An 11,638-nucleotide genomic window follows, 5' to 3' on the forward strand; every position below is an offset into this window, starting at 1 on the left:
GCCATGCATATCCGGTTTCTCCTCTTCCTGGCGTTGTTTCTCTCCGCCCCGACCCCGGCCCTGGCCGCCGACGCCTCGGTGGTGACCCTGCTGCAGCAATCCCAGCAGGCCCAGGCCCGTGGACAGTTCGAGCAGGCCTTGCAGCTCGTGGAAAAGGCCTTGTCCCAGGACCCGGCCTATCCGCCCCTGTGGACCCAGAAAGCCTCGTTGCAGATCGCCGGGAAGGACTATGCCGGGGCCGTCGACACCCTGGCCGTGGCGCGCAAGGTGGAGCCGGACAACGTCATGGCCAACACCCTGACGTTGACGGCGCTTCTGCGCCTGGACGAGCAGTCCGGGGGCAAGGACACGGATTTGGCCCGCTACCTGGCCGGCGTCAGTGAAAAGACCAGCGGCGCGCTCATCCTCGACCTGCTGTCCAGGCCAGATGCCAAGGCCGACCTGACGCGCTTTCTCGCCGCCTGGAAGCCGACCACGAACCGGGACAGGCAGGTGGCGCGGCTCGCCGCCGGCTACGCCGCCGGGGACGCGACGGCCATGGGCGAACTGGCCGCGGCCGACGATGCGGGGCCGCGAAAGGACGTCCTGGCCGCGCTCCAGTTTTACGCCGGAAAGCGGATGCTCGGGGAAAACGACCTCCCCCTGGCCCAAACCCTGCTCGAAAAGGCCCTGGCCGGCGGCTACGACCAGGTGGCCGTTACCGGCGAACTGGGCTGGGTGTTTCTCGACCGGGGCGAACCGGCCAAGGCCGCCGACCTGTGGGAGAAGGACTGGCGCAACGCCCCGGATGTGGGCCGGTGGGCCAGCTGGATCGCCGACGCCCGGCTGACGGCCAAGGAGTATAAAAAGGCCAGCGCGTTTCTGGCCACAAGCCTGCAGTTCGACCCCAAAAATCCCGTGCTCCAGGGCCGCTACATCATGGCCCTGCGCGCCTCGGACCAGACGGATGCCGCCACCGCCTTCGAAGACAAGCTGCGGGACGGGCCCGACCAGGACGGACTCCATTTCGGCCTGGCCCTGACCGCCTGGAACAAGGGCGACCTTTCCGTCGCCTCCGAAGAGATGCGGCGCATCAAGAACCGCCGGCCCTTCCGCGGCCAGTTCATCGACCTGGCCGACGCCATGACCTCCACCATCGGCAAGACCGGCGACGCGGAGAAGACCGTCAGGGAGGTCGAGGCCCTAACCGAAGGACTCGACACCCGGGCCTCCATCCTGCGCGACGTGGGCTGGCGGCTGTGGGCCGCCAACCGCCCCGACGCGGCCCTCGGCCTCTGGAAAGTCTCCCTGAAGGAAGGGCTGCCCGCCGGCGATCCGCTCCTGGCCCGGGTGGTGCCGCTGCTGCTTGAAAGCGGCAAGCAGGACGCCGCCATGGCCCTGCTCAAAACCTATGCGCCCGAGATTTCGCCCCTGGGCCTGGCCTGGACGCTCGGCGCGGTCAACCGCTGGGATCTGGTCGGCAACGTGCTTCAGGGCAAAAATTACGGTCCGTACGGCGAATTGCTCGCGGGGCTTGCCGCCCTGCGCAACGGCCAGGGAGACCTGGCCCTCGAAAAACTCCACGCCCTGGCCGTCCTGCCGGCGGACGGGCTCGGCCAGTCCGCCGTGACCGGGTTCAATGCCGACGGCAAGCTCGTGCGCGTGGCGCTCTCCCCCCAGCTTGCCGGCAAGCTCTATCTGCGCATCGGCCGCGCCCTGGTCGACGCCCAGTTCGGGGACGGCTTTTTCTTCCTGACGCCCCCGGCCTGGGCCAAAAACCTGCCGCCCAAAGCCATGGGCGCCATTTTGGCCGACGCCGGCAAGGTGCTGTGGGACGTGGGCCGCATCGAGGAGGCCGCCACCTTCCTGGAAGCCGCCCTGGCCGACGATTCCGGCCAGAACGAGGCCCGGCTCTACCTGGCCCTGGCCCGCAAGCGCCAGGGGCGCTCCGACGACGCCGACCGTCTCCTGGCCGAGGCCATCGCCAAGGCCTCGCCCTTCGACCGGGAATACGCCCTGGGTGAATTCGCGTTCCTCGACGGCAAGGAAAAGGAGGCCCTGGTCCATTTCCGCCAGGCCCTGACCCTGGCCCCCAACGACGACCGCATGCGCCAGCGCGTCATCTCCCTGCTCGCCGCCGGGAACAATTTCACCGCCGCCCGGGAGTATGCCGCCTGGTACGAGGCCAGACTGGCCAAGGGCGACCGCGCCGTCTTCGGCACGGCGGCCGCAGTGCGCCTGGAAATGGGCGATCCAGCCGGGTCCGAATCGCTGTATCGCGATCTGCTCGCCCGCGAGCCGAATTCCTCGGACTATCTGGCCGGCCTCGGCCGGGCGTTGAGCCGCCAGACGCGCTACCAGGAAACCGTGGACGCCCTGGGCAAGGCCTACGCCGCCAACAAGTCCCCGGTGCTCGGGGCCATCGTGTGCGAGGCGCTCATGGGCCTTGGCCGCTACGAGGACGCGGCGACCGAAGCGGCCCTCGGCCTCGCCGCCCACCCCAAGGACCGGGAGCTTCTGCGCTACGCCGCCGAGGCCACGGAATTCACCCGGGACCTGCCGGCCTGCGAGGACTATGCCCGCCGCGGCCTGGCCATCGACCCAGATTCCCTGAACCTGCAAAACCTGCTCGGCCGGGTGCTCCTCGACCAGGAGAAATTCCCCGAGGCCAAGGAACAGTTCGAGGCCATGCTGGCCAAGAATCCCGACCACCTCTCGTCGCTTCGCGGCCTTCTGAGCGTCTACCAGCTGACCGGCAAGGAAGCCGAGGCCTATAAGGTGGCCAAGCGGCTCCACGCCGCCGAGCCGGACGACGCCGCCGCCAGCATGAAGTTCGCCATCGCCGCTGCCGCCGACCACCGCTTTCGCCCGGCCTACCCCACGCTGGAAAAGCTGCGCGAGTTCGGCCCGGGCAGCGGCGTGTTGTGTCTCTATTACAGCGACGTGCGCGACGCCGACGCGCCGGGCAAGGTGCGCCTGTCCCAGATGGCCGCACATCTGCGCGCCCTGGCCGAACAAAAGGGGCAGTTCCTGAGCCTTGCGGAACTGGCCGAGCGCCCGACGGGACAGGCCGCCCGCGAACACAAGAACACGGACACCGCGCCCCAGGTGCTCCTCCTCGTCGACCGCACCGACGCGGCCGTGCTGGACAAGATCGACATCCTGCTGGCCGAGGTCGGCGGCAAGGCCGTACTCGTGGTCGGCGGCGAATCCCTGGTGCCCGCAACACCCTATCTGCCGGACGCGGCCGAAGTGGCCCGGCTGGTGGGCACCGGCCGCTGGTCCCTGGCCCTGACCGACCACAATCCGCCCTATGTCACCGGCCCCGGCGGCTATGCCGTCCCGCTTTGGAGCGTGGCCGGCGCGGCCAGGGGCGTGACGGACAAGGCGGCCATGGAGGCGCGGCTCACCGAACGCTTGAAGGCCCTGGACCCCAGCGGCGAGCTTTTGGGGCAAAAGCAACCGGTCTTTTTCTACCCCGGCGGCAGCGCCCCGGACGAACTACTCGTGGCCGATGCCGCCGCTCGCGACGCCTACACGGCCGTGGTCGACCAGCACTTTCCCCGAGCCTTCAACCTCGCGCCCGAGGGTTTCTGGACGCCCATGGCCAATCCCCGGCTGACCGCCGCCAAGGCCGTCTCGCCGCGCCTCGACGTGGCCGGCCTCGAAAACTACCTCAACCGGGCCGACCCCATGCACCAGGTCTCCCTGGAGCTGGCCAAGGTCTATTCCTGGCAGGAACAGCTCGGCCAGGCCGACAACTATTTCCAGGAAGCCAAGGACCTCAAGGCCAACCCCGAGGATCTGACCTACAACCACGCCGTCAACGCCTACTACGAGCACGACGACCCTGTGGCCGTGCGACTGGCCGAAAAGGCCGTTGACCTGAGCCCCGATTCCGAGCGCGCCGCGACCCAGCTCTTTCGGGCCAAACTGCGCACCCGACCCAGGGCCGAGGCCTCCATGGACACGTGGTGGGACAGCGACAACCGCCGCTACTGGTGGTATGGCTTAAGCGGCGAGGTGCATCCGCGCGACGACGTCATGGTGTACGTGCGCGCCGGCCGCATCGAATGGTCCATCGACAGCTACCAGCGCCGCGGGCAGCTGATCAAAGCCGTCAACAACACCTATGCCAACGGCTATCTCGATCCCCAGGACGCCTACAACGTCTTCAATTCGAGGCATACCCAGTACCTAAACGGCGAGGACCTCACCCTGGGCGCGCGCTGGTTCTTCCGATCCGAATACTGGATCGAAGCCCAGGGACAGCTCACGAACACCGAGGACGGCCCCGGCACGTTCCCGGGCGGCCAGGTCACCCTCCACGGCCCCATCGCGCCCAAGGGCCTCAAGGTCGACGGCATCTGGGAACTGCAGGGCGCCCATGAGCGCATCGACACCGTGGAGGCCATCTACGCCCAGATCATGGCCAACCGCGTAAGCCTCCTCACCCACACCCGCATCCTCGACTTCTGGGACCTCTTCGTGAGCGGCCACGCCATCTCTCGCACCGACGGCAACGAAACCGGTTCCGTGGACGGCCGCCTGCTGCGCCGCCTGTTCGAATATCCGATGTTTTCGGTGGGCTACGCCTTCCAGTTCGCCAACAGCGACCGCAACCCCATCGAGTACTGGGTGCCCCTCGACCTGGCCACCCACCTGGCCTACGCCAGCTTCGGCTACTCCCCCACCCGCTGGTACAACCTCAACGGCAGCGTGGGCTACGGCCCCTCGCGCGACCGCGACAACGACTGGCGCAACATCTGGCGCGTCAACGCCGGCATGGACATCACCATGAAAGAGCGGTTAAAGCTCTCACTCAAGTACTCCTACTTCAGCACCCCCACCTATAACCTCAATGAAGCATGGGCCAGCATAAGCTATATATTCTAGGGGGACATCCCGGCGAAAGCCGGAAAATCCCCCTCGCGTCGACCCTTCTGGCCGGGCTGGCCCTGGCCCTCGTCCTTCTGGCCGGGCCGGCCCGGCCGGCCATGGGGCAGACCGGGCCAACCGACAGGCTCACGGCCTGGATAGCCTACTGGGACCTGTCCCGGGGCATGGCCGAATGGCGGGCGCACCCCGGCATTTTCGACACGGTGCGGGTGTTCGCCGCATCGTTTGACGACAAGGACCGGCCGTACCTGGCCCCGGAATGGGAAGCGCTCTTTCACGGCGACGTGGGGCGCGCCTTCGGCCGCACCCCGGCCTTTTTGACCGTGGTCAACGACCTGACTCCGCCTTCGGGCAAAAACGCCAGGCTCAAGGACCCGGAGTTGGTCAAGCGGCTGGTCTCCACCCCGGCCGCCCGGGCGGCCCATGGCGACGCCCTGATCGCCCTGGCCAAACGCTCCCGTTTCGCGGGCCTCGAAATCGATTACGAAAATATCGCCGCCGATGACTGGCCGGCCTTCCTGGACTTCGTCCGGGAGCTTTACCAGCGCACCAGCCGGGAAGGACTCGCCCTGTCCGTGCTGCTCCAACCCCAGGCCCGCTACCTCGGCAAGCCTCTTCCCGTGGGCCCCCAATACCTGCTCATGGGCTACAACCTCTTCGGCTCCCACTCCGGCCCCGGCCCCAAGGCCACCCCGGCCTTCCTGGCCGATCAGGCGAACGCGCTTCGCGCCATCGGGGCGCTTTCCGCCACGGGGCTGGCGCTGTCCACCGGCGGCTTCGACTGGACCGAAGGCAAATCCGCCGTCCAACGCGACGAAACCGCCGCCGCGACTCTGGTGGCCCGCAAGAAAGTCCCCTCCACACGCTCCGCCCCCGACGGCTACCTCGTCAGCCAATACCGCGACGCCGAGGGCAAATCCCACGAAATCTGGCACGCCGACGCGCAAACCCTGTCCACCCTGTGGCAGGCCGCCCGCGCCGCCGGTTTTTCCCGTCTGGCCATCTGGCGCCTCGGCGGCAACGCCCCGGGCCTGTTCGACTGGCTGCAAAGCTTGAAGTAAGGGGAGGGGAAGAACGTGCGAGAGGGGAAACCCTTTAAAAAGGGTTCTCCCCTCTCGCGCTCTCCCCTTCCTAAACTTTTCAACAGGTTGTGGGAGACAAAGCTTTTTTAAAAGGCTTTCTTCCGGCTTGTTTTTTGAAAAACAGCCCCTATGAATTAGTTTCAAGGATACCCAGAACCGGAGGATATACCCATGCGACCGCGCATTACCGCCGCCCTTGGCGGCTTTTTCCTTATGGCGTCCATCCTGCTGGCCGCCTGCCCGCCCCAGGCCGCCGCCCAGGGCCTCACCAGCGCCACCAAGGGCGTGCCCCTGCCCGGCAAGGGCCCCCGGGCCTACCTCGCCATCGTCATCGACGACCTGCCCAACCTGGCCCTCTGGTCGAAACTCGCCAGCGACAGCGATGCCTACGGCATCAAAACCACCCTGGCCGTCAATACCGCCAAGGCCACGGCCGACGACTACGCCGTCATGGCCAAACACGTGGCCAACGGCCACGAGATCGCCAACCACACCCGCGACCACGTGCCGGTGGCCCCCGGCGACGTCATCCGGCTGCGCTACTACAACCCAGCCGCCAAATCCGCCTTCGCCGCCGTCGACCCGGCCGCCGCCAAACTGCGCATCTTCGTCGACAACAAGCCCGAGCCCGTGGCGGAATTCGATCTGTCCGAAAAAGGCCCCACCCCCAACCTCAAGGCGCTCGTCGAAGCCCTCAACAACACCCGCGGCGTCACCGCCGAACTCGGCGACACCTACTACGCCAATATCCACGCCGCCTTCCTGTCCAAAAACGACAAGATCGACATCTTCTTCAAAAACGGCCTGGTGCCGCTCTACGTCGATATTCCCCAAAATGCCCGCTACGAGATGGAAAACGGGAAAAAAGACATCGAGGCCGGACTCCCCGGCTACGCCTGCACCTCCATGGTCTACCCCTTCCTGGTCACCGACGCCGTCTCCCGCAAGATCACCAGCGAACTGAACATGAACATCGGCCGCGTCGGCCCGGCCGGCAACGTCGCCCTCGGCTCCCCCGACGGCTACAACCTCTACCGCGTCTTCGCCGAGAAACCCCGCGACCTCTTCGGCACAAACCCAGCCAGCCCCGAATTCAAAGCCAAACTCGAAGCTTTCCTCAAAAAACTCGACGAAGTGGGCGGCGTCGGCTGCCTTTACTCCCACGGCCCCGACGAATTCACCAACGAACAATGGGAAGCCCTGCTGCCCATGCTGGCCAAGCACAAGGAAATCGCCTTCGTCACTCTGCGCGACCTGGCCAAATACGTCACCACCACCGCGACCCTCAAGGACGGCAGGTACTACCTGGCAAGCGGTAGCGGGAAGTAAGGCGAAGAAGCGGGGGCTCTGCCCCCATGCCCCCGCCGGGAGGCCACGGGCCCCCCGGCCCCCCCTTCCGGTGTGCTTTGGCTGGGCGGGAGCAGGGTTGGCGGGCGGGAAGGCGGAGTGTGGAGAAGATGGCGGCGGAATTTGTCGGGACGGTGCATGTCGCTCCGCGACAAGCTCGTCCCAAGCAAATTCCGCCGCCACCACGCCGTCGCCCCTTCGGGGCGAACTTAAGAAAACTTGCCCTATTTTTCTTCAATGCGGCGCTTCGCCGCTGGCGCGGTTGTTGCCGCAATCGTGTCCGGCGTCGAGGCGCTAAAGCGCCTCGTGCCGCCGGGCCGATTGCGGCAACAAGATCGACCCGACCCGCCCATCCACCTTCCCCGCCACCCACCATCCCAACCCGGTAAAGGGAGGTCCGGAGGGCATAAGCCCTCCGGCGGGGTCAGGGGCAGAGCCCCTGTCCGGTCCTGTCCTGTCCTACCCCGCTGGCCCGCTCGCCCGCTACGGCCTGACGTAGACGCGAACCTGGTTGCGGCCGGAGGATTTGGCCAGATAGAGGGCTTTGTCGGCGGCGTCGACAAGGTGGGCGACGCCGCATCCGGGGCAATCCACGAGCAGTTCGGCCACGCCAATGCTGACGTTGATTTTGATGCCCGAGGCCAGGATCTGGCCGTCGGGGTCCCGGATGACGAAGTTGTAGCGTTCGATTTTGCGTCGGATGATTTCGGCCAGTTCCTCGGCTTCTTCCTTGCCGATATCGGAGAGGGCCACAGCGAATTCCTCGCCGCCGTAACGGGCGGGGAAAATATCACGGTCCTCGAGCTGTTTCATTTCCTCGGCAAAGCCTTTGAGGATGGCCCCGACCACGACCAGGGCCTGGTCACCGATGCGGTGGCCATGCTGGTCGTTGAAGTTTTTGAAGTGGTCGATGTCGCACATGAAAAGGGACAGGGGGCGTTGTTCGGCCTCGGCCCTGGCCACGACCCTTTCGATGTGGTTGTCGAAGGACCGGCGGTTATGGATGCCGGTGAGGGAATCGGTCAGGCTCATGGCCACCATTTTTTCGGCGTCCTCTTCGATGAGAGTGGCCATTTCCTGGAATCCGCGACGGATGGTGCCGAGCATGCGTTCCACGTCGCCGCCGGATTCCACGGCTTCGACGGTGACTTTTTCGAGCTTCTGCACGCCGCCCTTGTGCTTGAAGAGCGTGTCCTGAAATTCCTGAACCAGGGCGGCGGTTTCCTTAAGCGTCCGGGTGAGGGCCAGGTTCCAGGGGGCGCTCAGGATGCGCTCGTTGGCCTTGATGACTTCCTGGAATTTCGCCTCGGAAAAATCCCGGGCCTTGAGCACTTCCATGCCCAGGGCCTGCAACTGCTCTTTTTGTTCGTTGTCCAGGAAATCGTAGTTCTTGATGCTGCGCATGTAGAGGATGAGCCCCCGCCATTTGGAATCGCGGGGCACGCCGACCCGGTCGAGCATGGCGCAGACCGAGTCGGAACAGGCCTCGGGGGGAGACCCGCCTTTGAGTTGACCGGGGGCCTTGTTCATGGTGTGTGTTGCACCTCCGGCCGCTCTGTCGGGGCTTCTGGGCGGCCCGATCCGTTTTCTTGCGCGGCTCTACTCTGATACACACAAGCGCTGCTGTTCGGAAGAAAAATATTTGCAACTTTATGCCGGGTTGCCCCATCCCTGGCCCCATGGTAAACGCCAAGCGTCGCCTTCCTGGCGCATCGGAGGCTCCATGGATTTGATCGCTACCCAGCACGGCCCGGTCACGCTGGTGACCGGACTGCCCAAAACCTTTGACTACACCGTGTGTCCCGATTTCCAGCGGTGTCTGGCCCCGCATATCGAGACCGCGCCCAAGGTTCTGGTCATCGACCTTTCCGGCGTGGAGTTTCTGGACTCCAGCGCCATCGGCTCCCTGATCACAGTGCGCAACCGGCTGCTGCCCGAAGGCGGCAGCGTGGCGCTATGCTCCATAGCCGACGGCGTGGCCAAGGTGCTGCGCATTACCGACCTTGGCAAGGTATTCGCCATTTTCGACGATGCCGATGCCGCGTTGGCCGCTCTGACCGCCTGATCGCCGCTTTCCCCCCCGAGGCCGATCCGCCGGGGATGCCTGCCGCGACGGCGCACGGCGCATCAGCCCACTGCCCGGAGGGCTGTCGTGCGCTCCCGCCCCCCCCGCTTCTGGCGCGTGGCTGGGCACGGATCGCAGCCGGTGATCATCCTCGTCGCCCGGTCCCGCCGCATGATGACAGAACGCGGGGAGCGGCGTATGATTTCGCCATGACCGTTCCTGCCGACCAACTCACCCTGCGCTTTGTCCGCTCCATGAGCGAGACCGCGCAGCCGGAATGGGACGCCCTGGCCGCGTCCCTGGAAACGCCTTTTTTCGAGTGGGCCTGGCTCAAGCTTCTGGAGGATTCCGGCAGCGCCTCGCCGGCCAAGGGGTGGTATCCCAACCATTTGCTCGCCCATGCCTCGGGCAGGCTGGTGGGGGCCATTCCACTCTACCTCAAATGGCATTCCGACGGGGAATTCGTTTTCGACCAGCTGTGGGGCGAGGCGGCCAGCCGGCTCGGCCTGCCCTATTATCCGCGCCTGGTGGGGGCCAGCCCCTTCACCCCGGCCACGGGACTCCGGTTCCTGATGGACCCGCAATGCAACCAGGTGCGGTTGTCGCGGCGGCTTTTCGAGACCATCGAGCAACACTGCCTGGGCAACGGCGTCCAGGGCGCGGCGTTGCTTTTTACCGAACCGGAGTTCGCCGCCTCGTCCGAGGACTTCGGCTTCACGGCCTGGCGGCATCAGGGCTATTTGTGGCGCAACCGGCAGTACGGCGATTTCGAGGACTTCCTGGCCACGCTGAACACCAATCGACGCAAGGCCATACGGCATGAACGCCGGGCCCTGGCCGCAGCGGGCATCGAGGTGCGGGTCGTTTCCGGCGCGGACATCCCGGACACGTTTTTCCCCATCATGCGCGAGCTCTACGACAAGACCAACGCCAAGTTCGGTCCCTGGGGCTGCCGCTACCTGACCCCGGAATTTTTCGAGGGTCTGCCCGCCGCCTTCCGCCATCGCCTGGCCTTTGCCGCCGCCTTCAAGGCCGGCCGGCGCGATCCGGTGGCCCTGGCCCTGCTGGCGCATAAGGACGACATCCTGTTCGGCCGCTATTGGGGTGCCTTCGAGGACATCCCGTTTCTCCATTTCGAACTGTGCTACTACGCTCCCATCGCCTGGGGCATCGCCAACGGCATCACGCGCTACGACCCGGGCATGGGCGGGGCGCACAAGGCCCGGCGCGGCTTTGTCTCGGTTTCGAGCTACAGCAGCCACCGCTTTTTCGACCCGCGCATGGACATGATTTTCCGCACCCACATCGACCGGGTCAACCAGCTGGAAAAGCACTACATCGACGAGCTCAACGAACTGTTGCCCAGCAAGCGCCAGGGCTAGCGATCGCAGGGGGAATGCCTCCGGCGGCCAACGGGCTCCCGCCCTTTGGAATCCCATGGGGAATGCGGCTTCTCCTTCTCCTCACGTCTCTTTCCAAGGAGTTATCCCGCCGCAACTCTCCCCCTTATAGAAGTTTTTGAGGGTGGGGGTCCGGGGGAGGGAGTTTTTTTTCAAAAAAACCCCTCCCCCGGAAGCTCTTCGCCTCCTCCCCTTCCCCATTCTCCCCTCAAAATCTCCTATCGAGCAGCTGACGCAGGACGGCCTCGTCGTCGGTGGTATCCAGGCGTTCGAGTTCGTGCCGCAGGGTGGCGATGGTTTGCCGCTCGGCCGCGATGTGGGACCTGAGGTTCTCGCGCCGCTCCCGGATAGCGGTGAAAAGCTCCGCCTTGCGGGCATTGGCCGATCCCAGGCGCTGGGCCACCACTCCGGCCAGGCGGCGGAAGATGCGGATGAGAAAATCCTCGCGTTCCGGGCTTTCCAGAAAATCCACATAGCCCATATCCACGACCAGGCAATCGGTCGGGACATCGGCCATGACCGTGGCCGTGCGGCCCTTGCCGAGCACGAAGCTCATTTCCCCGAAGACCGCGCCGGGCTCGGCCAGAACGGCGATTTCCCGACCGTCCCGCAGCACCCGCACCCGGCCGGAAAGAAGCAGGAAAAAGGTCTTTTCATAGTTGCCCTGCTCCACCACGACCTCGCCCTGGCCGAACAGGCGTCGCCGCACCGCGCCGCTCGTCACGAGCCGGGCAAGGTCCGCCTGCGAAAAATCGTCCCACAGCGGCAAGGCCCGCATAAGGGAAATCAGCCGCGCCGCATCGGCGTCCTCAAGCTCGATCACGTTCCTCTCCGATTGGCTGCCGTGGGCACTGGCCTGTTCCCGC

At 65.8% G+C, this 11,638-nt stretch carries 7 protein-coding genes; 5 read left to right on the forward strand and 2 right to left on the reverse strand.

Translation table 11 applies throughout. From position 1 onward, the window contains the following. Positions 1 to 3 precede the first annotated feature (3 nt). The 3 genes from ACMZ6R_RS08140 to ACMZ6R_RS08150 all read left to right on the forward strand — a co-directional run bounded on the left by ACMZ6R_RS08140 (position 4) and on the right by ACMZ6R_RS08150 (position 7,289). Positions 4 to 4,875 (forward strand): tetratricopeptide repeat protein, encoded by a 4,872-nt coding sequence (locus tag ACMZ6R_RS08140; protein WP_416110424.1) that lies wholly within the window; start codon positions 4 to 6, stop codon positions 4,873 to 4,875. Continuing rightward, positions 4,848 to 5,939, forward strand: a complete 1,092-nt coding sequence (locus tag ACMZ6R_RS08145) for a glycosyl hydrolase (protein ID WP_416110425.1) — start codon at positions 4,848 to 4,850, stop codon at positions 5,937 to 5,939. Before ACMZ6R_RS08140 ends, ACMZ6R_RS08145 begins: the two co-directional genes overlap by 28 nt. A 192-nt stretch (positions 5,940 to 6,131) precedes the next feature. Beyond that, entirely contained in the window at positions 6,132 to 7,289 is a 1,158-nt protein-coding gene (locus ACMZ6R_RS08150) for a polysaccharide deacetylase family protein (RefSeq protein WP_416110426.1), read from the forward strand. A gap of 501 nt (positions 7,290 to 7,790) precedes the next feature. Here the strand turns inward: ACMZ6R_RS08150 and ACMZ6R_RS08155 are convergent. Beyond that, positions 7,791 to 8,837, reverse strand: a complete 1,047-nt coding sequence (locus tag ACMZ6R_RS08155) for a GGDEF domain-containing protein (RefSeq protein WP_416110427.1) — start codon at positions 8,835 to 8,837, stop codon at positions 7,791 to 7,793. Between the two features lie 193 nt (positions 8,838 to 9,030). Here ACMZ6R_RS08155 and ACMZ6R_RS08160 point away from each other — a divergent pair, with 193 nt between their 5' ends. Together ACMZ6R_RS08160 and ACMZ6R_RS08165 are read left to right on the forward strand one after the other, a co-directional pair. Beyond that, positions 9,031 to 9,372 (forward strand): STAS domain-containing protein, encoded by a 342-nt coding sequence (locus ACMZ6R_RS08160; RefSeq protein WP_416110428.1) that lies wholly within the window; start codon positions 9,031 to 9,033, stop codon positions 9,370 to 9,372. Between the two features lie 209 nt (positions 9,373 to 9,581). Continuing rightward, positions 9,582 to 10,754 (forward strand): GNAT family N-acetyltransferase, encoded by a 1,173-nt coding sequence (locus ACMZ6R_RS08165; protein WP_416110429.1) that lies wholly within the window; start codon positions 9,582 to 9,584, stop codon positions 10,752 to 10,754. Between the two features lie 226 nt (positions 10,755 to 10,980). On the opposite strand, the gene ACMZ6R_RS08170 is transcribed toward ACMZ6R_RS08165, so the two are convergent. Continuing rightward, positions 10,981 to 11,595, reverse strand: coding sequence for a Crp/Fnr family transcriptional regulator (locus ACMZ6R_RS08170; protein WP_416110430.1), 615 nt, complete (start codon positions 11,593 to 11,595; stop codon positions 10,981 to 10,983). Between the last annotated feature and the right edge of the window lie 43 nt (positions 11,596 to 11,638).

The sequence above is a fragment of the Solidesulfovibrio sp. C21 genome, assembly GCF_047785625.1.
Lineage (GTDB): Bacteria > Desulfobacterota > Desulfovibrionia > Desulfovibrionales > Desulfovibrionaceae > Solidesulfovibrio.